We start from the raw sequence: 23,930 nt of genomic DNA, 5'->3' as shown, positions 1-23,930 counted from the left end.
AACTTAAGTAGGTAGATGAACGAGAACATGCCGAAGAACATGCCGAAGAACATGAATGTAGACGCTAGCTTTAATCTAAAAGAGAGTTTGAGTGGTCAAGACGAGTTGCAAGTCAGCCACAATCTAAAACGAATTCGTAAAGAGAAAGGATGGAGCCTCGACGCTACTGCAAAGGCGACCGGTGTCAGTAAAGCGATGCTCGGTCAGATCGAGCGTGGAGAGTCTAGTCCGACTGTAGCTAAGTTGTGGCAAATCGCGACGGGCTTGAACGTGTCATTTTCGAGTTTAATTCTGTCTTGCTCTAGTGATGAACTGGTGAGCTTGTTCCGAGACGCTAATGAGCTGCGCGATGAAAGCCTGAATAAGGGCTTCTCGGTGAGCGTTGTTTTTCCTTTTGAACCCTCGTTAGGCTTTGAAGTATATGAGCTTGGGCTAGCAGAGAACTATGAGCATTTTTCTGAACCACACAGCACTGGGGTGATTGAGCATATCTTGTGTATCTCAGGTCGTATGGCGGTGTTCTTCGACGATTGCTGGTATGAATTGAGCCCGGGGCAAGCGGTACGCTTTAATGCCGAACAACTTCATGGATACAAGAATATCGGGACGGAACAAGCGGTTTTCCATAATATCATCCATTATCCTGACCAGTGGCAGCGTGCATAGATTTACTGGTGTTAATGACTTGGAACTTCAAGACACAAAAAAGCGCAGCTAAATAGCTGCGCTTTGTATTTTATTATGACTAAGTTTATTGGCTCACAATATTAACGTTGTGTCGCGCGTTGGCGATTCTTTCCGTTGCCAGCAGGTTTGCCACCTTGACCATTGCCGGCTTTGTTGCGGTTTCCGCCGCCATTGCCTTGTGATTGACTACCAGGACTTTTCTTAATGAAGCCAGTCGCTGGCTTACGAGCGTTGCCATTACCGCCGCCGTTTTGCTTACCGTTACCTTGGTTAGCATTGCCTTGGCTACCGTTTCCGTTACCATTCGGCTTTTTACCACCAGGCTTATTGCCACCAGATTTGGAATGGTTGCGTGGCTTCTCGCCGCCTAAACCCGGTTGAGATTTGCTGTGCTTAGTTGCAAAGCGTTGTGAGCCATGACGACCAGACTTACGACGTTGTGCCGGTGTTTGTGCATCAAAGTCTTCTTCCGGAATCAAACAGCCCGGCTTGTCACCGATAAGGTGCTTCTTACCCATATCGATTAGCGCTTCGCGGATGATCTTCCAGTTTTCTGGATCGTGGTAACGAAGCAGTGCTTTATGCAGACGACGTTGACGGTCACCTTTAGGCACTAGCACATCTTCACGCTTTTTATATTTCACACGCTTCAGAGGGTTCGTCTCTGAGTAGTACATCGACGTTGCATTACACATTGGTGATGGGTAGAAGTTCTGTACTTGGTCACACTCGTAGTTGTGCTTTTTAAGCCACAACGCAAGGTTAAGCATGTCTTCATCTTCTGTGCCCGGGTGAGCTGAGATGAAATAAGGAATCAGATACTGCTTCTTACCGGCTTCAGCGCTGTACTTCTCGAACATCTCTTTGAAACGATCGTAAGTGCCCATACCCGGTTTCATCATCAGGTCCAGTGGGCCTTTTTCAGTATGCTCTGGAGCAATCTTCAAGTAGCCACCTACGTGGTGAGTCACAAGCTCACGCACGTATTCTGGAGATTCGATCGCCAAGTCGTAACGAACACCAGAAGCGATCATGATCTTTTTAACGCCCGGAACTTTTCTCGCAGAGCGGTACAGGTCAATCGTGTGTTGGTGGTCTGTGTTTAGCTTCTCACAGATCTTAGGAAACACACATGATGGACGACGACAGTTAATCTCTGCTTTCGGATCTGAACAACCTAAACGGTACATGTTTGCCGTTGGGCCACCCAAGTCAGAAATAGTACCGGTAAAGCCAGGTACTTTATCTTTAATGTCTTCGATCTCATCCAAGATAGATTCTTTCGAACGGTTTTGAATGATACGACCTTCGTGCTCTGTGATTGAACAGAAAGAACAACCACCAAAACAACCACGCATGATGTTCACCGAGGTTTTGATCATGTCGTATGCAGGAATCTTCGCTTTGCCGTACATAGGGTGAGGTACACGCTTGTAAGCAAGGCCAAAGACGTAATCCATCTCTTCAGTCGTCAATGGAATTGGTGCTTGGTTAACCCAAAGTTCACGGTCACCGTGACGTTGAATCAAAGCACGACCTGAGTACGGGTTTGTCTCTAGGTGCAAGATACGGCTAGCGTGAGCGTAAAGAATACGGTCGTTGTTTAGCTTTTCGTAACCTGGGATACGAACGGCTGTTGTTTTTGCATCGTGACGAGAAGGGCGAATCGTGATCGGCTGCGCTTTTACTTCTTCTTTCTCATCTTTCTTAGTATCACATTGCGTTTCCACTTCGTACGGGTTTACCGGCACGTAAGCTTTGTTCGGTTTTTCGATACGAGAAGAGTCGATGATTTTGAAGCCTTCAGGCGCTGCTGCAAGATTGATTGCCGTACCACGAATGTCTGTCAGCGTTGACATGTCTTCGCCATCAGCAATGCGGTGTGCTACTTCAACCAGTGCACGCTCAGCGTTACCAAAAAGAAGGATGTCCGCTTTTGCATCAAACAATACCGAGCGACGAACTTTGTCCGACCAGTAGTCGTAGTGCGCAACACGGCGCAAGCTCGCTTCAATACCACCAAGAACGATTGGCGTGCCTTTGTAGGCTTCGCGACAACGCTGAGAGTAAACCAGAGTTGCACGGTCAGGACGCTTACCACCTTCGTTATTTGGAGTGTAAGCATCATCGTGACGTAATTTGCGATCAGAGGTGTAGCGGTTGATCATGGAGTCCATGTTACCCGCTGTGATGCCGAAGAATAGGTTAGGCTTACCTAGCTTCATGAAGGCATCTTTATTGTCCCACTTTGGTTGAGCGATGATGCCCACGCGGAAACCTTGAGCTTCAAGTAGGCGGCCAATGATAGCCATACCAAAGCTCGGGTGATCGACATACGCGTCACCGGTTACAATAATAATGTCACAGCTATCCCATCCAAGAGCATCCATCTCCTTTCTACTGGTAGGCAAAAAGGGTGCAGTTCCGTAGCACTCGGCCCAGTATTTTTTGTGTTCGTGAATAGGAGTGATATCGCTGTACATATTTCGACCTCTGATTTTTGAGGCGGGAATTATAGCGGCATGCGCCCTGACTAGCCAGTAGAACATGCCCCTGTTAGTTCTGGTGTCTTTCGTGTTATCGCTTTTAAAATCAGCAAAAGAGCCATACAACAGCATAGTTGAAGCCTTGAATAACGTCGCTAATTTGTGATTTTGATTAGTGTTCGCAGCAGTTTTTGATATTATTCGCGAAAATAAGTCTGAAGAAGTAGATCCACAATGGTCGAAACGTTATTAGTACAATTTGCTCCGATGCTTTTAGGAGCCCAACTGATCTTAACCCTCATCTTGGTGAAAGGGGATATTTGCCCGGGACAACGTGGCCGTATTCACAAGATGTTGCCTGCAATTGGCGTGCTGTGGCTGGCGGTTGCCTCAGTGAAAATTGAAGCCTTTCTGGTCGTGTTCGCAATCTTTTATTTCTATTCTCAAGTTCAAACCAAAAAGACTCGTGATTCTGGCCCTATCTGGGTTATGTATTTGGCGTGTGGTTTGGCGCTGTCGTACGTTGCTATTCAAGCGACGGAACAAGCAACCACAGTCGGCATCATTACGACCCTGTTGTTGGTGGTATTGTTAGGTGCTGCGTTTGGTCATTTATTGCTGACGATCGCAAGAACGCGTTTGCAAGCATTCCACCGTGTTTTGCCTGTGATGGGTGTATTGACGGGTATGTTGGTGGTTTTGGCGACAGTCGTGAACGTTTACTCACTCTCTGAAGCTCAGTTAGAGCCAGTAATTTCCACCTTGCTATTTAGCTTCGCTTTGTTGATCTCTTCTATCGTAGTGTGGTGTTGGCATCTACTGTTTGTTAAGACACCTGAAAAACTTCAACTTACGGTTTCTTTGCTGATGTTATTAGCGGCTGCTGTTGGTTTAACGCCAGTTTGGGCAATGTAACTTTGGGTATTGTAACTTTGGTCATTGTAACCACGTATCTGATTTAAGAAGTGTGATCTGTTTTTTAGCGTGACCTTAGTAAGCGTTCTAAACTTAATTCTAGTCAGTGTGTTCGTAAGGAGTACGAGATGGATTTAAGCAACGTCAAAAGTCTGGATAGCATTATCTTGCTAGGAATAGTGAACGAGAAACTGCGCTTAGAGTGTGACAGTTTTGAAGAGCTCATTAGCATGTATGAGATGGATATAGAAAGTGTCGTCGGTAAGCTTGATATGCTTGGCTATCAATACGACCCACTGACTAACCAGTTTAAATCTTACGCAAGATAGTCTATTTTTCGCGAATCAACAGGTATCGAAAATCATCGGTACTGAAACTAAAAAGTCACAGATTATCTGTGACTTTTTTTGTTTCTGACGGTTGTCTCTTGTACTTGGCGTAAGCGGAGTTAACTGACGATGGTGATTGTTAAACGACCTCGATGCCATCAAGATGACTCTTACTTTGTTGCCTTGCCGTACTAAAGAAAGCCTGTAGGTAGCGCTTGTCTTTTTCTGAGTTTCTTACCGCTGCAAATAGTCTTCTTGAGAGTCCTGTTCCTAATGGCTTACTGGCGATTAAGCCTTGTCTTGAAAACTCACTGATTGCCCAATTTGGCAATGCCGCGACACCTAATCCTGCCGATACCATTTGTACCAACATCAATGTGTTGTCTGCCTGCTTCCATTTCTTCGGCTCGATGCCTGCAGGTTGTAAAAAGTGTTTCACTACATCCAAGCGCTGCTTTTGAACAGGGTAGGAGAGCATAGTGAGATCGCTAAGATCTTGCGGATCAATGCTTGGCTTATCAGCCAAAGGCGAGTTAATTGCCGTGATCAAACGCATCTCGAAATCGAAAAGTGGCTCATAGTGAACCTCTGAACGCGGCTGAATGTCTGAGGTGATCACCAAGTCTAATTCACCAGCCATTAATGCGGGTAGAGGCTCAAAACCAAAACCTGATGAAAAATCTAATGTCACGCTTGGCCAAGCAACTTGGTATTCCTTTAAAGCGGGCATTAACCATTGGAAGCATGAGTGACACTCGATCGCCATGTGCAAACGCCCATTCACGTCCTCTTTTAGGCTTGCGAGTTCGTTCTCTGCTTTAGCGATTCTTGGCTGTATCTCATCGGCGAGCTTAAGCAGAATCTCACCTTCAGAAGTGAATTTAACTGGCCTAGTTTTACGAAGGAAAAGCTGACCGCCAATGCGCGCCTCAAGGTCTTTCAATTGGTGAGAAAGTGCCGACTGCGTCAGGTGAAGAGAGGTTGCAGTTGCTGTCAGTGAGCCGCTGTCTCTCAAGGTAGTCAATGTTCGAAGGTGTTTAAGCTCTATCATGAGTATTCCTCATATTCCCTAAGCCAATTCAATATTTCTTAATAATCACCCTACGGGGTTTTTTATCATTTGTAAACGTCTAGATGTCCAGATGGATTTAAGTTCCTTATCTTAGGTTTATTCAAGATGAATATTTTTAATAAACAAGATGAATATTTGGACGTTGTTCATTATTCCGATTGGGTAGATAGTTTAGCCATCCAGACGCCTTTTTGTGAAAGCAAGAACACAATAGGCAGTCTGAAAAGATACTAACAATTATTGAATAAGGAACAGGTTCATGACTACGACAACGCATATTCTTGGCTACCCACGCATCGGTGAAAAACGCGAACTCAAATTCACATTAGAGAAGTACTGGCGTGGCGAGATTGACCAATCACAGCTTAAGCAGCTCGGCAGCGAACTGAGAAATCGTAACTGGAATGTACAAGCCGAGGCGAATCTAAGCTTTGCAACTGCGGGTGACTTCGCATGGTACGACCATGTGTTAACAACCACTTTGCTTTTGGGCCATGTACCAAAACGTCACGCTGGTGGATCTGAAGAAGAAAAAGCCTTCCCAGACTTAGATACCTTGTTCCGCGTTGGTCGCGGTCAATCTCAAACTCAAATACAATCTCAAAAGCAGCCAACTTGTTGTGGCGGGAAACATGGTTCAGAAAGCGATCAAGATGGTGCTGCTGCATCCGACATGACCAAGTGGTTCAATACTAACTATCACTACATTGTTCCAGAGTTCAGTAAAGATGATTCGTTTGAAGTGAGCTGGCCACAACTGTTTGATGAAGTGAATGAAGCCATTCAAGCTGGGCATAAGGTTAAGCCAGTCCTTCTTGGCCCGTTGTCTTACTTGTACTTGGGTAAAGAAGTAGAAGAGGGCTTTGATCGTTTAGCCTTACTTCCACGTCTACTTACTGCCTACCAAGCGATTTTATCTAAGCTTGCCAAACTGGGTGTTGAGTGGGTGCAAATCGACGAACCTATTCTGTCGCTTGAGCTTGAAAAACAGTGGGTAGATTCATTCAAATTGGCTTATCAAGTGATTCAAGGTGATGTGAAGCTACTATTGACCACTTACTTTGATTCGGTGACGGACACCTTAGACCAAATCGTAAAACTGCCAGTGAACGGTTTACATATTGATTTAGCCGCTGCGCCACAACAACTCGATGAAGTCGTGAATCAATTACCGGAAGAGTGGGTGCTGTCTGCTGGTGTCATCAACGGACGTAATGTTTGGCGAGCAGACTTGGCTGTTCAGCTAGCGAAACTGCAACCTGTGAAAGAGAAGTTAGGCGATAAGCTTTGGGTGGCGAGTTCATGTTCGCTGCTGCACAGCCCAGTTGATTTAGAACTAGAAGATTCGCTTAGCGATGAAGTAAAAAGTTGGTTTGCTTTCGCGAAACAAAAAGTCACTGAGGTTAGCTTATTGGGTGCGGCGCTAGACGGCGATCAAAATGCCATTTTAGCGTGTGAGACTTATAGCCAGCCGATTGTTGCCCGTAAAAGCGCGACTCACGTAAACAAGCCACAGGTACAGGCACGGATTAACACTATTACTAAAGCATTAGCAGAGCGCAGTGCACCTTATGCAGAACGTGCCGCGCATCAATCGGAGGTATTAGGTTTACCACTATTGCCAACTACAACGATAGGTTCGTTCCCACAGACAGGCGAGATCCGTGTTCAACGCAGCGCTTATCGCACCGGAAAGTTGAGCGAAACGGAATACACCACCGCATTAAAAGGTCACATCGCGGATGCGGTGAAACGCCAAGAAGCACTCGACTTAGATGTGTTGGTTCATGGTGAAGCGGAACGTAACGACATGGTGGAATATTTTGCTGAAAACCTAGCAGGCTTCCAAACCACTAAATTTGGTTGGGTACAAAGCTACGGTTCTCGCTGCGTGAAACCAGCGATTGTGGTGGCAGATATCGAGCGTGAAAAACCGATGACGGTGGAGTGGTCGACCTACGCGCAATCACTGACTTCAAAGCAGATGAAAGGCATGCTAACTGGACCTGTCACTATCTTGTGTTGGACGTTCCCACGTGAAGATATCTCACGTAAAGAGATCACTAACCAATTGGCATTTGCGTTGCGTGATGAAGTGTCTGACCTACAAGATGCCGGAATCAACATTATTCAGATTGATGAACCAGCGATTCGTGAAGGTTTGCCGCTGAAAAAACGCGACCATGCAGAATATTTAGAGTGGGCAGTTGATGCCTTTAAGATCTCGGCTGCGAGTGCTAAGCCAGAGACGCAGATTCATACTCACATGTGTTACAGCGAATTCAACGAAATCATTGATTCAGTGGCTGCACTAGACGCCGACGTGATTACCATTGAGACCTCTCGCTCGAACATGGAACTGCTTAAAGCGTTTGAAGAGTTCAATTACCCGAATGCGATTGGCCCAGGTGTTTACGATATTCATTCGCCAAACATTCCGTCACAAGAGTGGATTATTGGTCTACTGAAGAAAGCGGCTGAAAAAATTCCGGCAGAACGCTTATGGGCAAACCCAGACTGCGGCCTGAAGACTCGCAATTGGGCAGAAACAGAAGCAGCACTGACTAACTTAGTCTCTGCGACTAAGGCATTGCGTAAAGAGTGGGAGTCAGCAGAAGCTTAACTATCACTAGAGCTAGATGACTCAAAACAAAAAGCCTCGCTACTGTGAGGCTTTGACGTTCATATTTGTTCGAATCTAGCTGCTGCTCTGGCAAGTATCTTTGCTGATCAGCTTCTCAACCATCAATTGTCCGCGTGTGTTGCGAATCTTGATGTTGTAAGCCAAGCCCATGTCTAGGTTTGCTCTTACTTCTGAGTTAGTGCAGTAGCTATTCACACTCATGTCTACAACTTGGTTTAAAGGCTTTGCACCTTTAGCATCTTGGTTGTAGATCATCATGATTTCAATCACGGTGTTTTTTGCGAGTACTCGCATGACCGACAGCGGGCCATACTCAATCGGTAGGCCGGCAGATAAAACGCCAGCACGGTGCTGCGCCATCATCTCGAGTTGTCTTTGTTGGTCTTGCTCACTTGAAGCACAGCCTGCAAGCAGAGCCATAGCTAGTGAGCCAATAATCCATTTTTTCACGTTAAAATACTTTCTTGAATGGTTTTACGATGACATTTTGGTAGACACCAGCTTCGATGTACGGATCTGCGTCTGCCCATGCCTGTGCGTCTTCTAATGAGTTAAACTCAGCAATCACAGTAGAACCTGTGAAACCCGCTTCGCCAGGGTTATCCGAATCAATTGCTGGCATTGGACCTGCTGTCAAAAGTCGGCCTTCATCGTGAAGTGTTTGTAGGCGTTCTAGATGTTGTGGGCGAACACTTAGGCGCTTTTCTAATGAATTTTCGACGTCTTGAGAAAAAATCACGTACCACATATTGAGATATCCTTATTTTACTTCACTGAATTGGGGCGTTTAAATTCGCTATCTTGCTAATTTACGCGAACTAATTGGTATTGGAAGGGCTAATGATAAGAAATTGTGAAATGGTGCGAGAGAGCAGTATGGTCGTTAGGGCGTGTTGACCTTTCGTGGTTAAATTTTGTTCGGGTGGGGATGCCTAGTCAAAAGCGTTTTAATCGCGGCGAGGGGGAAGTAGCCTAGCATTCTAAGCAAATCTCCCTCAACAAAGAGTAAAACGCTTTTAGCTGAACCCTTCGGGCAGCGTTTGCTGGTCATTTCTACTACGTTATCGGCTTCTTATGGAGGCTAGCTACACATCAAAGCCTCTGCCTTGTATAAATACCCAGCAATTCGCTGCAAAAATCAGCTCGAAAGGTCAATACGCCCTAGTAATTTCATTTGCTGAAACTAAAGACCACTGATGTATATGACTTAGTGAAAAGTACTATTTGTTGATAGGGCGAGGCTTGCCACTTTCATCAACTGCCACGTAGTTGAAGGTCGCGCCACAAACTTTGTAACGGTCGCCGATGCCATGATCAAGTACAGGCTTAACCCATACTTCTAGGTCGATATTCATTGAGCTACGGCCAATCTTGGTACAGTCGCCATAAACACACACTACATCGCCAACCGAAACCGGCTGTTTGAATTCAATGCTTGATACTGAAACAGTCACAATCTTGCCGTTAGAGATCTCTTTCGCCAAGATGCCACCCGCTAGGTCGAGCTGAGACATTATCCAACCACCGAAGATCTGACCCGCTGCATTAGTGTCAGAAGGCATCGCTAACGTGCGAAGAAGTAAGGAACCAATAGGGTTCAAAGTTGATTGAATCGTCATTGTAGTACTCTTGGTGGTATTAATTATCTTAAATAAAAACTGATGTGTTGACTGGTTAAGTACATTGGCAAATGAGTGCAATGAACAACAAGAAACCAGATGACCGCTAATTTAGTGAGATTGTCATTAAATAATAGGCTTTATTTTGACCAGTTTCCGCAACACAAAAAAGCCAGTGGCCAATGATCGCAAGTATCATTGGCCACTGTTAAATAGCATATTGATAAGAATTGTATCAAAAAGGGAATGAGGACTCATCCCTTAGGGTTACTTCTCGTCGGTATTTTTATCCGTTAACTCTTTCTGCTGATCTTTTGGCAAATGCTTATAGATGTATACACCTGTTAGTAATGTGAACAACAAGGTCGCTATCAGTAGACCAAACACCTTGAAGTTAACCCAAACATCCAACGGCAGGCTGAAAGCAACGTAAACGTTGAGAATGGCGCATAGGGTAAAGAACAGAGTCCAAGCCCAGTTGATTTTGCCCCACATGGCATCAGGTAGAGTGATCTCTTTCCCCAACATACCTTTAATTGCTGATTTGCCCATAAGATGACTGACTGTCAGGCCAATAGCGAACAGAGCGTAAACGATCGTCACTTTCCATTTAATGAAGTTGTCGTCGTGTAAGAAGATGGTCATGCCACCAAATACGGCAACCATAAGGAACGTAACTACCTGCATTTTCTCTACTTTTTTGTAGATGAAGTACGTCAAAACAATCTGTACTGCAGAGGCAACAATCAACGCACCTGTCGCGGTGTAGATGTCGTACATCTTGTAGAGCGCAAAGAAAATAATGAGAGGGATGAAATCAATAATTTGTTTCATGTGGACTGACTATCCAGTTAGTTGAGTTGCAAACAGTCTAACTAAAATTGCCCCGATGCTAAATAGCCCGAGGCAATTGGCTGTAAAACTAATTTTGTTAAGCACTAGTCAGCGGATTGACGACGTTTGGTAGCGAGGAATCAACTTCTTAATGTCTTCTAAATAGCCTTCGCTTTTCAGATTATCTAACATGTTTTCTAGCTCTTGCTCGCTCATGGCGAAACACGTTGATTTTCCCGTCGTCAGGTCGAGATACTCGTGATATTCACGCTCAGTAAAGTGACCAACTCTATCCATTAGCAAGGTCTTAATTCCGTGGTGAATCAAGCCGTAATACGTATGTCTTTGTAAGGTCATAGCCTATCCTCCGTGACAAGCTGCATGATGAATAAGATGCAACCTGCTGTATATTGGTTGGGTTATCTATGACAAAGCAATTCGAATGCCATTTTCTCTATGAGGTCAGATCTTTTAACCTAACGAAATGATTTGATTTGTATTTTCATTGAGCTAAAAGAAGGTTTCGTCTGCTCTCACCCAAACAATACGTTGTGGAAGAGGAATAGTTTTATTTTGAGAATCGATTTCTTACATCAATTTGGGAATCACTTGATTCTCATTCTGACGAACGAGGGCGCTTTTCCTTTATAACGCCTTGTTAAAAAAGAAATTTCATTGGGGTCATTTCCAGTAACTCTTTAGTCAACAAGCCAATCTACCAGAGTCGATAATGACGCATTTTGACGATTCTTAGGTTGCAGCAAGAAGTAACCGTTGCCTGAGAACACACTGCCTTCACTCACTTTCACCAATCTACCCAAATCGATATCTTGCTTAGCCAGTGTGATATCGCCTATCGCTATCCCAAAGCCCTGAATGGCCGCGTTCATCGCTTGATCGAGCGTGGCGAACTGTTGGTTGTTCTTACTTGAAAGGTCGTTGCTGCCGATGTGTTCTAACCAAAGTCGCCAGTCACTTTGCTCATTGTTAGCGTGTAACCAAGTGTACTTAGCAAGCTTGTGTGGCTTGATGACAGTTGAAGTGCTGTCAATCAGGTGGCTTGGCACAATACTCTGTGCTTGGCAGATAGGGGCGAGTTGTTCGTTGAACAGCAGTTGACTAACAATTGAGTGCTGGCTTGGTTTCTTGCCATAGGTGATCACCGCATCGAAGGGATCAAAGCTTGGCTCAAAACGTGCTTGATGGTTGATGTGAGCTCGACATCAATCTCAGGGTAGGCCTGTTGAAATGACATCAACTTAGGTAATAGCCAAGAGGTAATACAACTCGGGGCATTGAGTTTTATCTTAGAGGGAGAGCTCGCGACCTGATTAAGTGCCGATTGCAGCTGTTGAATAGTCCCTTGAATGAGAGGAACCAGTTCTTCCCCTTTAGGCGTTAATGACAAACCTCGAGCATGGCGATAGAAGAGATCACACCCAAGGCTTTCTTCAAACGACAACACCTGACGACTCACCGCACCTTGCGTCACGTTTAGCTCATGCGCCGCGCGTGTAAAGTTGAGATGCCTTGCAGTAGACAGGAATGCGAGCAAGGTTTTGGTTGAAGGTAGTGTGTTGTTCATATCTTTACCTATGACTTTTTATCATGGCTATTATGTGATTATTTCGATTCATTTATCAATAGTGTTCTGTTTGAATATAAATACTTACTCATCATTAGTGATTCAATATGTGTATAAATCACATTTTTTGAATATGAAAGCAGTGGTGAAGACATTGTGATTATGTGAAAGGGATAGCTTCTTGACATCTTTTATTGATAACTTAGTGCCTCAGGCTGTAAAAAAATTAATACCTTATCAATCAGCAAGAAGAATTGGTGGTGATGGACGTGTCTGGTTAAACGCAAATGAATTGGAAAGCGCTCTGTTTCAAGGAGAAGCCAGCCATAATCGTTACCCAGATTTTCTACCGCAAGACATTGCCAAGGCTTACCAAGCTTATTGTGGAACTGAGGCTGCAACCATTGCGGTGCGTGGCGCCGATGAAGCGATTGATTTACTGATCAGAACATTCTGCAAACCGGCTCAAGACAATATCCTTATCTGTTCACCAACGTATGCCATGTATGAGTTTTGCGCCGATGCACTAGCGATTGAAACGCTTGATTCTCCTTTACAGGAAGATTTCAGCTTAGACGTTGCTGACATCGTGAATAAAGCCGAGTTGGCCAATATCGTTTTTCTTTGTTCGCCGAACAACCCAACAGGCAATGTTATTCCGAAATCGGATCTGATTCAGGTGCTTGAAGGGACTCAGGGTAAATCTTTGGTTGTGGTGGATGAAGCGTATATTGAGTTTGAACCTCAAACATCAGCGGTGAGCCTGATTGAGCGCTATCCGCATCTAGTCGTGATTCGCACCTTGTCTAAGGCTTTTGGACTTGCAGCAGTACGCTGTGGTTTTATCTTGGCGAGTCAAAATGTGATGCAGTATGTCGCTAAGCTTATTCCGCCATACCCAATGCCAGATTGTTCGTCTCAGATAGTTTTAGAGGCGTTATCTAATGAGCGTGTAGCCGTGATGCAAGAAGCAACCTCAAAGTTGGTTGAACTGCGCAATCGCTTTGCTTGTGAGCTGAATCAGTTTGATTTCATTGAGCAGGTTTACCCGTCTTCTACCAACTTTGTGTTATTACGCCACAAGCCTGAACATGAGCTGTTTAGTGTATTGGCGAAAGATGGCATTGTGACAAGGAATCAACATCATGAGCCCGCATTACGTCACTGCGTTCGAATCAGCATTGGTAGCCCAGAGAGCATGGCGGAAGTGATAGCGTCACTTACAAGTTACCAAACCGAATTAGAAAAGAAGCAACAAACTCAACAGCTTCAAGATAAAGAACCTCAATTTCAACTCGACAAAGATCATATCTAGGATGGCAATGATGAAAAAGATAATACTAGGACTTGCTTGTGCGGCTGCTCTACTTGGTACAACGGTACAGGCGAAAGAAATCCGTTTGGCGTCAGACTTTACCTATCCGCCATTCAACTATAAAAACAGTGAAGGCGTACCTGTCGGGTTTGATATTGAGATAGCTGATGCTCTATGTGAGCAAGCCAAACTAGATTGTACTTGGGTATCACAAAGCTGGGATTCGTTGATTCCAAGTCTATTGGCAAGAAAGTCAGATGTGATCATGGCTTCAATGCGTATTACCGAAGAGCGTAAACGCAAAATCTTGTTTACTGATAAGTACTACCAAACACCAGCTGTATTTGTTGCTGCCAAAAGCACAGAGTTTGCAATTGATGAGTCAGGTCTAACAGGTAAAACTATCGGTGTACAGCAAGGCACGATCCACGATCGCTACGTAACAGACAAGTTTGATAGTGTTGCCAACATCAAGCGTTACACCGGGCAAGATGAGGTGTATCTGGATCTACAAAATGGCCGTTTAGATCTCACCTTCGGCAATTCCGATCAACTGTCACTCGCTTTCTTGGATAAGAAAGAAGGAGAGGGCTTTGAATTTAAAGGTAAAGCGGTAACCGACAAAGCCTACATTGGCGAAGGCACGGCGTTAGCACTAAGAAAGCAAGACTCAAAACTGGCAAAACAGTTCAACAACGCCATCGAAGAGATCAGAGCGAACGGTACTTACGACAAGATTGCTTCGAAGTACTTCACGTTTGATATTTATGGGAGTGATTTGTAATTGAGCTAGCACCTAGAGTTAAATCACTAAAAAATCCGAGAGCTGTGAGGCACTCGGATTTTTGTTACAAACAATTCTATCCAGTAAGATTCCCGCTGTTGCTCTCATACCGGTTTATCCACTCTTGTTACCAAAGCTCTACCCTTATCACCTCTCCTAAGCGCAGTTAACATCCCACTTTTCAATCGATGAATCCTTCTTTGCCCATGCTTCGAAATTGATTTTTAGGTCTTAAAATAACACAAGTTTGTGTTCGATTTTTAGTTAAGATCTTGTTCTTAAAGCAGTTGAAAGTCCCAAGAATTCCAAATAAATCCTAAGTTAGGCTAATTAATGGCTTAAATAGTGCCAAATATGATTGGTATCACAATCAAATCAAGCATCAAGCACACATACGAACCTTAGCTCACAAAATATACGGATATTATTGTAATACAAAATTCATAGGGTAAGAATATTGTAATGAAGCGTTACACGGGTAAGCGGTATGCAATTGATTTTTTGACCTCAAGCTCGGCGCTAACGTGACATATAAAACTGTACCTCTTACAAAAATGGATTCTGGAGAAGAACATGAAAAAACACCTACTGACGATTGCTGCAGCATCAATTCTCATGACATTTGGAGCTCAGGCAAAAACTTTGACCCTAGGGCATGCAATGTCACTAGAAAGCGCTGCTCACCAAGGCATGGTGATCATGGCTGATAAAGTTAAAGAAAAATCGAATGGTGACCTTACGATTAAGATCTTTCCGAACGGTCAACTAGGCTCTGAGCGTGACCAAGCTGAGCAAGTTGTTACTGGCGCGATTGACATGGCGAAAATCAATGGTGGATTAGCTGAATCTTTTGAACCAACGTTTAAGGTTAATGCACTGCCTTTCTTATTCCGTGATGTTCCACATATGAGAACGTTCATGCGAAGTGAAGCTGCACAAGAGATGCTACTTTCAAGCGAAGGTAAAGGTTTCATTGGACTTACATTTTATGATTCAGGTACACGTAGCTTCTATGCTAAAAAAGCAATTAACTCTCCGGCCGATCTAGCAGGAATGAAAGTTCGAGTTCCTGGTTCTCCAACCATGATGGAAATGGTCAACCTATTAGGCGGTAAAGCAACACCTGTACCTTTCAATGAGGTATATACGGCTCTGCAACAAGGCGTAATTGATGGAGCTGAAAACAATATTTCTAGCTTAGTTGAAATGAAACACAGTGAAGTTGCTAAATTTTACTCTATGGACCAGCACATGATGACACCTGATGTGATCATCATTTCAGAATATAAATGGGCTTCACTAACGCCAGACGAACAAAAAATGTTAAAGGAAGCAGCAGCAGAGTCTCTTGAAGAGCAGATCAAGATCTGGGACGCAACAGATGACATGAACAAAGAGAAAGGAATGAAAGCAGGCGTAACGTTTGTTGAGGTTGATAAAGCCCCTTTCCGTGCAGCTGTTAAACCTATGATTGATGAAGCGAAAAAAGATCCTAAATTAGCTTCATTCATTGAAAAAATTGAAGTTCTTTAACCAGTATTAGTGAAAATATAATTTTGCCTTGGCTTTGCTAAGGCAAAATTTTTTGAGGTATCACCCCATGTTAGCAACTTTCAGAAACCTACTTGATAGGTTGATTCTTTTTGTCTCTTCTTTTGCACTCATGTTACTGGTCGTGACGGTCACTTGGCAGGTTTTTAGTCGATATGTTTTGAATGACCCAAGTAACTGGACTGATGAACTTGCTCGTTATGCGATGGTATGGCTGGGCTTATTGGGAGCAAGCTACTTATTTGGTATCAAAGGACACTTAGCAATAACGTTATTGGATGGTTATCTTAAGGGCAAAGCACACATAGCACTACATTTACTCATCAATGTAATTTCTGGCGCATTTGTCTCTTTGGCAATGCTTCAAGGTGGTATTGCCTTAATGGGAAGAACCACACAACAACTATCTCCGGCACTGCAATTACCGATGTCGACGGTCTATTCAATATTGCCAATTTCAGCCGTTATTATCCTCATTTATCTGGTCATGAATACGTTTGATCTTTTTTGTGAACCCAACAAAAAGTAAGTTATAAAAGGACTCTATATTATGGATTTGTCCATTGGTGTTTGGCTGCTAGGCCTCTTCTTATTCATGATCGCGATAAGCATGCCCATTGCGATTGCAATTGCTATGTCATCTTTAACGATCATGTATTTCATCTTACCTTTTGAAGTCGCAAGTATTACTGCGGGTCAAAAAATTATTACCGGTATCGATAGTTTCAGTTTATTAGCAATCCCTTTCTTTATCCTCGCTGGGAATATAATGAATGTGGGTGGTATAGCGAATCGACTGATCAACCTTGCAAAGCTCTTGGTGGGTTGGATTCCTGGTTCACTTTTTCACGTTAATATCTTTGCAAATATGATGTTTGGCGCCGTTTCAGGATCAGCCGTTGCAGCTGCAGCTGCGGTTGGCAAAACCTTAGGCCCTGAATTAGAAAAAGATGGTTATGATAAAAACTTAGCAACAGCAGTAAACGTTGCATCTTGCCCAGCGGGTTTATTAATACCGCCGAGTAATTCGCTGATCGTATTTTCAGTGGTATCGGGTGGAACATCCGTTGCGGCACTGTTTATCGCAGGTTATGTCCCAGGTATTTTAATGGGTCTAAGTTGTATGGTCGTAGCCTATTTTATCGCTAAAAAGAAAGGCTATAAAACAAGTGCCAATGACGGATTTACAACGAAAGATGTGCTCAATATTGTTTGGCAAGCAACACCAAGCTTAGGGCTTATTGTTGTTGTTATTGGCGGTATTATTGGTGGTGTGTTCACTGCAACAGAAGGGGCGTGTATAGCGGTTCTTTACTCTTTTATACTGTCACTCTGTTACCGAACCCTCAAGTGGGAGCACTTCCCGGTAATTTGTAGAGAAACCGTTCAGGTGACTGGCATTATGTTGTTCTTGATTGGTGCTTCTACGATTATGTCATGGGCAATGGCGTTTACAGGTCTACCAACAATGATCAGTGATTGGATGCTCTCTATTTCTGACAATCCGATTATCATCTTTATTCTGATGAATTTGATTCTACTGATTGTGGGTATGTTTATGGATCTAACGCCAGCCGTATTGATCTTTACCCCTATCTTTATGCCGATAGCCGAGCATTTAGGCATGCATCCCATTCACTTTGCGATGATGATTATCTTCAACTTATGTATTGGCATTGCAACGCCACCCGTCGGTACTGCGCTATTTGTAGGTTGTAGTGTCAGTGGCTCTAAAATTGAGAATGTTATAAGAAGTATCATGCCGTTTTGCGCCGTATTGATCGTCACATTGTTGGCCATTACTTTTATTCCAGAAATCAGCCTGGCTCTTCCTCGTGCATTTGGGTTAATCAATTAACCTTTCAAGTACGAGATTAATCGACTCAACCAGAATAAGTATCTAATAAAAAACCGCCTTAAAATAAGGCGGTTTTTATTTATTCATTCAAAGTGAACGACAAGATTAAGCTTGCTGTTTTTGTAGCTCAGCTTCTTTTGCTTCGTCGTCGATTAGAGAGTCAACGATAACTGCACATGCTGCATCACCAGTGATGTTCAGAGCAGTACGGATCATGTCGAAGATACGGTCTAGAGCGAACAACAGAGGTAGACCTTCGATAGGGATGCCAGCTGCTAGAAGAACTGCAACTACTAGGAAAGAAGGACCTGGAACACCAGCTTGACCAACTGCACCTAGCGTAGACGTTACGATGATAGCAACGTAAGCGCCCATAGATAGGTCGATGTTGAACAGCTGCGCGAAGAAGATAGCCACTAGGCCGTAGTAGATCGCGTTACCAGACATGTTGATCGTCGCGCCAAGAGGCAGAACGAATGAAGCCGTAGAGTTACGAACGCCAAGCTCTTTCTCAACAGTTTCCATTGTTACTGGTAGTGTTGCCATTGATGAAGCAGTTGATAGTGCAACCGCTTGAGGCTTCTTCATTGCTACTAGGAACTTCTTAGCAGAAGTCTTAGTGAAGATTTGAATCATCAGCGGGTAAGCAACAAAGCCGAAGATCAGGATCGCAGCGATGTAAACAATGAACAGTTTGAATACAACCATTAGTGCGCCGAAACCGAACGTACCTACTGCTTCTGCCATTAGGCCGAATACACCAAGTGGTGCGATGATCATAACCTTGTTGATCATCCAAACCATAGCGTCAACAATCGCGTTTACGCCATTGATGATAGGGTCACGTTTTTCTTTTGCTTGCTTAGAAAGCGCGATACCAAAGAATAAGCAGAAAACTAGGATTTGCAGAATGTTTGCTTCATTCAATGATTGGAAAACGTTGGTAGGGATCATACCAGTAATGGTTGCCCAGAACGTTGGAAGTTCGCCTTTCGCAGCGTATTCAGAAGAGAACATGCCTTCTACGCCAGAAACATCGATACCACGACCCGGTTCGAATACTTCACCCATTACAAGCGCTAGTGCTACAGCAAGTGCAGACGTTAGTGCGAAGTAACCCAATGTTGTTACGCCGACTTTACCAGCCGATGAGCTATTACCTAGACCAGCAGCACCTGAAATAAGGGCAACCGCGACTAGAGGGATAACCAGCATCTTGATCAAGTTGATGAAGATAGCACCCAGTGGAGCGAACATAGTTGCGCTGTCACCCATCATCGCGCCGACTACGGTACCGATGATCATTGCAATAACGACTTGAACGCCGATGTTGCTTAGTAAACTCTTTTCTTTTAACACTTCCATAACCTCTGTGCTACTAAATATAAAAATCCCAGAACTACCTACCAATGTACGATGTACCATTGGGTAAATATTTCGCGAAGAGTTTTACACGTATCCTTTACATTTATCAATATGAGCAGAGGTGAAAGACGTCTAAAAATTGAAGGTCTAATGTTATTTGTCGTTTTTTTGTACCGATGCAAACGTTTGCTTTTGTTTTTTCTTAGTCGGTTATTTGTTGAGTTTATAAATGTAAATCTATCTGGTGTTTTGTGAATGATTTCTATGCTTCGGTATTTAGTGGGTTTTGTTAACATTTGTGTTTCATTTTTGCGCTTTTTTTGCTCGTTACGATCGAGGTGATATTTTGAGCAGTGTGTTGTGGGAAATTCAGCCTGAACTATGCTTAAGGTATCTATTTATTACCAAGATGTTACCTCTACGCTTTAAATAAAACGTCTATCTAGCATCTCAGTTGTAAGGAGAGGGGCTATGACTTTTATATTAAAGTGCTGTTTCGCGTTTCTTCTGTTGTTCGCCTCTGCGAATGTTCAGGCCGATGATGTCTGGGTGATAGAGGTGAATGGAGGTATAGGCCCGGCGACCAGTGATTACCTCACGAGAGAAATAGAACAAGCTCACGACGAGCAAGCTAAGCTCATCATATTGAAAATGAACACGCCCGGCGGGTTAGATACGTCGATGCGCGACATTATTCGATCCATCACCACGTCACCAATTCCGATAGCAACTTGGGTTGGACCTGCTGGTTCACGCGCAGCAAGTGCAGGGACGTATATTTTACTCGCTAGTCATATCGCTTCTATGGCACCCGGAACTAACTTGGGTGCAGCCACTCCAGTGTCTCTTGGCGGAGGTAAAGGCCCTACTAATCCGTTATCCCCACAAGAAGAGCCAAATAAAGATGACAACGCCACAGCCAATGAGCAAAGTTCACCTAAAGAAGAGAACTCCGAGAAAGTAAAAGCCACCACTGCGATGGAGAAGAAGGTGATCAACGATGCGTCCGCTTACATTGTTAGCTTGGCTAAATTACACAACCGTAATGAAGAGTGGGCAGAAAAGGCGGTAAGAGAGGCGGCGAGTTTAGATTCAGAGAATGCCCTCGAACTTAACGTCATTGATTTCATCGCGAGTGATTTACAGCAGCTAGTGGAAATGAGCAACGGACGCACCATCACTATTAATGGCGTTAGTCAGCAAGTTCAACTTAGTGATGTGGCGTTTGTCGAACGAGAACAAGATTGGCGTTTCAGTTTGCTTTCGGTGATCACCAATCCAAATGTCGCTTACATTCTCATGCTCATTGGTATCTACGGCTTACTACTTGAGTTCTATAACCCTGGTGTTGGCTTACCGGGCGTATTGGGCGGCATCTGTCTGTTATTAGCGATGTACTCCTTACAAATGCTGCCTGTGAGTTACGCGGGCCTTGCCTTAATCCTATTGGGAATTGCCTTAATGGTTGCAGAGGCGTTTAGCCCGAGCTTCGGTATTTTCGGTTTGGGCGGCGTTGCTGCATTTACATTGGGCTCAATCATGCTGATGGACACTGAGGTGCCGGGTTACCAAATCGCATTGCCGTTAATTATCGGAATCAGTTTGTTCTCTGTAGCGTTTATCGTCGTAACAATATCAATGCTAGTCCGAGTGAGAAATAAGCCAGTAACCACGGGGATGGAAGCGGTTGTCGGTGAGATTGGTAAGGTCGTCAGCGGTTTCCCTGGTGCGGGTCACGTGCTGGTTGAAGGTGAGATCTGGCAAGCTAAATGTGCCAACGAACTTAAAGCGGGGCAGAGTATCAGAGTTACCAAGCTCACCGGGCTTTCTTTGGATGTTGAAGCGCTGCCCGATGAGACATCATCGAAATCTGGTTAGCACGCACTGTTAGCACGGACTGTTAGCGTGGAATAGTAGGACAGACTTGATTGAATTATTAATTGCTTAACCATCGTTACCATTAGGGGGCGGTTATGTTTATACATACTATAGGTATTGTCATCGTGCTCGTTGTCTTGTTGATAGCCAGCATGTTCAGAGTTCTGCGCGAGTACGAGCGTGCAGTGGTGTTTTTCCTTGGGCGCTTTTACGGTGTGAAAGGACCGGGGTTAATCATCATCATTCCTTTCATTCAACAAATCGTGCGAGTCGACTTGCGAACCATAGTTTTAGATGTGCCGACACAAGATTTGATCACCAGAGATAATGTGTCGGTTAAGGTCAACGCTGTGGTTTATTTCCGAGTGCTTGATCCTAAGATGGCAATCAACAACGTGGAGAACTATCTCGAAGCCACCAGCCAGCTATCACAAACCACGTTGCGGTCTGTTCTAGGTCAGCATGAGTTGGATGAGCTGTTGTCTGAGCGAGAAGAGCTCAACAGAGATCTACAATCAATTCTTGATCAACACACCGATAACTGGGGAATTAAGATTGCCAATGTTGAGATCAAGCATGTGGATCTTGATGACAGTATGGTGCGAGCACTTGCGAAACAAGCAGAGGCAGAACGTTCTCGTCGAGCTAAAGTGATACATGCGACGGGTGAGTTAGAGGCATCCACTAAGCTAAGAGAAGCCGCGGAAGTGCTGAACAAAGCGCCTAACGCCATTCAGTTACGTTATATGCAAACATTAACTGAGGTCGCGAATGAACGCACCACGACCATCGTATTCCCAATGCCGGTCGACTTGGTGGATAAAATCACTGACCCAATCAAAGCGACACTCAATGAGGCCGCGATTAAGAAAGCGATGAAATCCGAAGATTAGCAAGTTTTCTAGCAGCAATAAAAAAGGCACCACATCTGTGGTGCCTTTTAGAATCTAAAGTCGCGTCTAGCGAATGCTAAAGATTACTTCTGTGTTGCGGCTTTCATTGGCGTTAAAAACTCAGCTAGTGCTTTAAGCATTGCTTCTGGCTGTTCAACGTTGTTCTCAATGATTTTTACAACCGCTGAGCCAGAAATAGCACCGGCAGCGCCAGCTTGAATCGCTTCTTTTACTTGCTCTGGAGCCGAGATGCCGAAACCAAGCAGTGCTGGTGGCGCATCAAACTTGTTCAAACGATCAAGCAGTGCGGTTACTGGCATGTTTGCTTTTGTTTCTGCACCCGTTACGCCAGCACGAGAAAGTAGGTAAGTGTAGCCACCACCAAGTTCAGATACTGACTGAAGTGTTTCATCGCTCGCTGTTGGTGGAGCAATAAAGATTGGATGAACGCCAAACATCTTCGCTGCCGCAACAAACTCACCACTTTCATTGGTTGGTACGTCTGCAATCAGTACCGAGTCGATACCCGCATTCGCACAACGCTCGTAGAAGTTCTCAATACCACGTGCGTAAACCAAGTTCGCGTACATCAGTAGGCCGATTGGTAGCTCTGGGTATTTCGCGCGGATTTGACCAATAAGATCAAAACACACATCAGGCGTTACTTTAGAATCTAACGCACGAATGTTCGCACCTTGGATTGTTGGGCCATCAGCCAGTGGATCAGAGAATGGGATACCAAGTTCGAGCGCATCAGCACCTGCTTCAACCAAAGTTTCCATGATCTTAAGAGACTGTTCAGGGTTAGGATCGCCAACCGTTACGAATGGTACAAATGCACCTTGATTCTTTTCAGCTAAGCGATTGAATAGTGATTGATAGCGATCCATTATAATGCTCCTTTCTCTTTAAGGATGTCGTGTACAGAGAAAATGTCTTTGTCACCACGGCCAGACAAGTTAACAACTAATAGCTGTTCTTTTTCTGGTTCGTCGTGAGCCATTTTGATTGCATGAGCTAAAGCATGAGATGACTCTAGCGCTGCGAGGATACCTTCGTTACGTGCGATAGATTGGAACGCTTCTAGTGCTTCGTCATCGGTTACGTTTTCGTATTCAGCACGGCCAATTGCGTTCAGGTGAGCGTGTTGAGGACCAACTGATGGGAAGTCTAGACCCGCAGATACAGAGTAAGACTCTTCTACTTGGCCGTTCTCATCTTGCATCAATGGTGCTTTCATACCAAAGAAGATACCCGTTTTACCGTGTTTAAGCGGCGCACCGTGTTGGTCGGTATCAATACCTTTACCTGCAGGCTCAACACCGATTAGGCGAACCGTTTCTTCTTCAATGAAATCAGCAAACATGCCGATAGCGTTTGAACCGCCGCCAACACAAGCGATAACGGCATCAGGAAGGCGACCTTCACGAGCTAGGATTTGGTTCTTGGTTTCTTCACCAATCATGCGTTGGAAGTCACGAACGATAGTTGGGAATGGGTGAGGGCCCGCAGCCGTACCTAGTAGGTAGTGCGCATCTTCATAAGTTGCAGACCAGTCACGTAGAGCTTCGTTACACGCATCTTTTAGCGTAGAAGAACCAGAATGAACAGGGATAACCTCTGCGCCCATTAGCTTCATACGGAACACATTCGGGCTTTGACGTTCAACGTCTTTAGCACCCATGTAAACGCGACACTTAAGACCCAATAGAGCACATGCTAACGCAGTCGCAACACCGTGTTGACCAGCGCCTGTTTCAGCGATGATTTCTTGCTTACCCATACGTTTAGCAAGTAGCGCTTGACCCAGTACTTGGTTGGTTTTGTGTGCGCCACCGTGAAGTAGGTCTTCACGTTTAAGGTACAGTTTGGTTTTTGTACCTTTAGTTAGGTTGCGAGTCAGCGTTAGTGCCGTTGGACGACCCGCGTACTCTTGAAGAAGCGTCATGAATTCACTGCGGAACTCAGGATCGGCTTGTGCATCGATAAATGCTTGTTCAAGTTGGTCTAGTGCTGGCACTAGGATCTGCGGTACGTATTGACCACCGTATTCACCGAAGTAGGCATCGAGTTTAGCCATTATCTTATTCCTTCAATTCTATTGGCGTGTCTTCA

Annotated in this window: 21 protein-coding genes and 1 pseudogene; 11 read left to right on the top strand and 11 right to left on the bottom strand. The window is 44.4% G+C overall.

What is annotated here, in order from left to right:
* The first annotated feature begins 15 nt into the window (after positions 1-15).
* Positions 16-666 carry an XRE family transcriptional regulator gene (locus tag ITG10_RS01475; protein WP_017630950.1) on the top strand — a complete coding sequence of 217 codons (651 nt, stop codon included), beginning with the start codon at positions 16-18 and terminating at the stop codon, positions 664-666.
* Between the two features lie 101 nt (positions 667-767).
* Here ITG10_RS01475 and ITG10_RS01470 read toward each other — a convergent pair whose 3' ends face one another.
* Complete coding sequence (locus tag ITG10_RS01470; RefSeq protein ID WP_128644367.1) at positions 768-3,170, bottom strand: YgiQ family radical SAM protein; 2,403 nt, start codon at positions 3,168-3,170, stop codon at positions 768-770.
* Between the two features lie 237 nt (positions 3,171-3,407).
* Here ITG10_RS01470 and ITG10_RS01465 point away from each other — a divergent pair, with 237 nt between their 5' ends.
* Both ITG10_RS01465 and ITG10_RS01460 read left to right on the top strand, forming a co-directional pair.
* Entirely contained in the window at positions 3,408-4,088 is a 681-nt protein-coding gene (locus tag ITG10_RS01465; protein WP_017630952.1) for a hypothetical protein, read from the top strand.
* Between the two features lie 128 nt (positions 4,089-4,216).
* Entirely contained in the window at positions 4,217-4,417 is a 201-nt protein-coding gene (locus ITG10_RS01460; protein ID WP_004741624.1) for a DUF4250 domain-containing protein, read from the top strand.
* Positions 4,418-4,556: 139 nt separating this feature from the next.
* On the opposite strand, the gene ITG10_RS01455 is transcribed toward ITG10_RS01460, so the two are convergent.
* Positions 4,557-5,468, bottom strand: coding sequence for a LysR substrate-binding domain-containing protein (locus ITG10_RS01455; RefSeq protein ID WP_017630953.1), 912 nt, complete (start codon positions 5,466-5,468; stop codon positions 4,557-4,559).
* 280 nt (positions 5,469-5,748) lie between these two features.
* On the opposite strand from ITG10_RS01455, the gene metE reads away from it, so the two are divergent.
* Entirely contained in the window at positions 5,749-8,112 is a 2,364-nt protein-coding gene (gene metE / locus ITG10_RS01450) for a 5-methyltetrahydropteroyltriglutamate--homocysteine S-methyltransferase (RefSeq protein ID WP_017631805.1), read from the top strand.
* A 75-nt stretch (positions 8,113-8,187) separates the two neighbouring features.
* Here metE and ITG10_RS01445 read toward each other — a convergent pair whose 3' ends face one another.
* The 6 genes and pseudogenes from ITG10_RS01445 to ITG10_RS01420 all read right to left on the bottom strand — a co-directional run bounded on the left by ITG10_RS01445 (position 8,188) and on the right by ITG10_RS01420 (position 12,171).
* Positions 8,188-8,583 carry a GspS/AspS pilotin family protein gene (locus ITG10_RS01445; RefSeq protein ID WP_176680106.1) on the bottom strand — a complete coding sequence of 132 codons (396 nt, stop codon included), beginning with the start codon at positions 8,581-8,583 and terminating at the stop codon, positions 8,188-8,190.
* A 1-nt stretch (position 8,584) separates the two neighbouring features.
* The gene (locus ITG10_RS01440; RefSeq protein ID WP_017631803.1) at positions 8,585-8,881 is read right to left on the bottom strand and encodes a YciI family protein; all 297 of its coding nucleotides are present in this window, start codon (positions 8,879-8,881) and stop codon (positions 8,585-8,587) included.
* Between the two features lie 472 nt (positions 8,882-9,353).
* Positions 9,354-9,752 carry an acyl-CoA thioester hydrolase YciA gene (gene yciA / locus ITG10_RS01435; RefSeq protein ID WP_017061510.1) on the bottom strand — a complete coding sequence of 133 codons (399 nt, stop codon included), beginning with the start codon at positions 9,750-9,752 and terminating at the stop codon, positions 9,354-9,356.
* 267 nt (positions 9,753-10,019) lie between these two features.
* On the bottom strand, positions 10,020-10,586 hold the full coding sequence (locus ITG10_RS01430; RefSeq protein ID WP_017631802.1) for a septation protein A: 567 nt from the start codon (positions 10,584-10,586) through the stop codon (positions 10,020-10,022).
* Positions 10,587-10,694: 108 nt separating this feature from the next.
* Positions 10,695-10,943, bottom strand: a complete 249-nt coding sequence (locus ITG10_RS01425; protein WP_017631801.1) for a hypothetical protein — start codon at positions 10,941-10,943, stop codon at positions 10,695-10,697.
* 341 nt (positions 10,944-11,284) lie between these two features.
* Positions 11,285-12,171 (bottom strand): annotated as a pseudogene (locus tag ITG10_RS01420) (LysR substrate-binding domain-containing protein).
* A gap of 181 nt (positions 12,172-12,352) precedes the next feature.
* On the opposite strand from ITG10_RS01420, the gene hisC reads away from it, so the two are divergent.
* The 5 genes from hisC to ITG10_RS01395 all read left to right on the top strand — a co-directional run bounded on the left by hisC (position 12,353) and on the right by ITG10_RS01395 (position 17,679).
* Positions 12,353-13,486: a histidinol-phosphate transaminase gene (hisC, locus tag ITG10_RS01415; protein ID WP_017631800.1), complete on the top strand. Its 1,134-nt coding sequence runs from the start codon at positions 12,353-12,355 to the stop codon at positions 13,484-13,486.
* A gap of 10 nt (positions 13,487-13,496) precedes the next feature.
* Entirely contained in the window at positions 13,497-14,270 is a 774-nt protein-coding gene (locus tag ITG10_RS01410; protein ID WP_026084347.1) for an ABC transporter substrate-binding protein, read from the top strand.
* Positions 14,271-14,843: 573 nt separating this feature from the next.
* The gene (locus tag ITG10_RS01405; RefSeq protein WP_017631798.1) at positions 14,844-15,803 is read left to right on the top strand and encodes a TRAP transporter substrate-binding protein; all 960 of its coding nucleotides are present in this window, start codon (positions 14,844-14,846) and stop codon (positions 15,801-15,803) included.
* A gap of 67 nt (positions 15,804-15,870) precedes the next feature.
* Positions 15,871-16,350, top strand: coding sequence for a TRAP transporter small permease (locus ITG10_RS01400; RefSeq protein WP_239831084.1), 480 nt, complete (start codon positions 15,871-15,873; stop codon positions 16,348-16,350).
* A 21-nt stretch (positions 16,351-16,371) separates the two neighbouring features.
* Positions 16,372-17,679, top strand: coding sequence for a TRAP transporter large permease (locus ITG10_RS01395; RefSeq protein ID WP_017631796.1), 1,308 nt, complete (start codon positions 16,372-16,374; stop codon positions 17,677-17,679).
* A 105-nt stretch (positions 17,680-17,784) separates the two neighbouring features.
* Here ITG10_RS01395 and ITG10_RS01390 read toward each other — a convergent pair whose 3' ends face one another.
* A complete protein-coding gene (locus ITG10_RS01390) occupies positions 17,785-19,044 on the bottom strand; it encodes a dicarboxylate/amino acid:cation symporter (protein ID WP_017631795.1) in 1,260 nt (419 codons plus the stop codon).
* Between the two features lie 471 nt (positions 19,045-19,515).
* On the opposite strand from ITG10_RS01390, the gene ITG10_RS01385 reads away from it, so the two are divergent.
* Together ITG10_RS01385 and ITG10_RS01380 are read left to right on the top strand one after the other, a co-directional pair.
* Entirely contained in the window at positions 19,516-20,922 is a 1,407-nt protein-coding gene (locus tag ITG10_RS01385) for a nodulation protein NfeD (RefSeq protein ID WP_017631794.1), read from the top strand.
* Positions 20,923-21,017: 95 nt separating this feature from the next.
* Positions 21,018-21,815: a slipin family protein gene (locus tag ITG10_RS01380; protein WP_017631793.1), complete on the top strand. Its 798-nt coding sequence runs from the start codon at positions 21,018-21,020 to the stop codon at positions 21,813-21,815.
* 83 nt (positions 21,816-21,898) lie between these two features.
* Here the strand turns inward: ITG10_RS01380 and trpA are convergent, their stop codons facing one another.
* Entirely contained in the window at positions 21,899-22,705 is an 807-nt protein-coding gene (gene trpA, locus ITG10_RS01375) for a tryptophan synthase subunit alpha (RefSeq protein WP_017631792.1), read from the bottom strand.
* On the bottom strand, positions 22,705-23,895 hold the full coding sequence (gene trpB, locus ITG10_RS01370; protein WP_017631791.1) for a tryptophan synthase subunit beta: 1,191 nt from the start codon (positions 23,893-23,895) through the stop codon (positions 22,705-22,707). Before trpB ends, trpA begins: the two co-directional genes overlap by 1 nt.
* Positions 23,896-23,930 lie beyond the last annotated feature (35 nt).

The organism is Vibrio sp. ED004 (assembly GCF_023206395.1).
GTDB lineage: Bacteria > Pseudomonadota > Gammaproteobacteria > Enterobacterales > Vibrionaceae > Vibrio.
The sequence above is the reverse complement of the archived record's forward strand: the minus strand, read 5'-3'. Positions and strand labels throughout refer to the sequence as shown.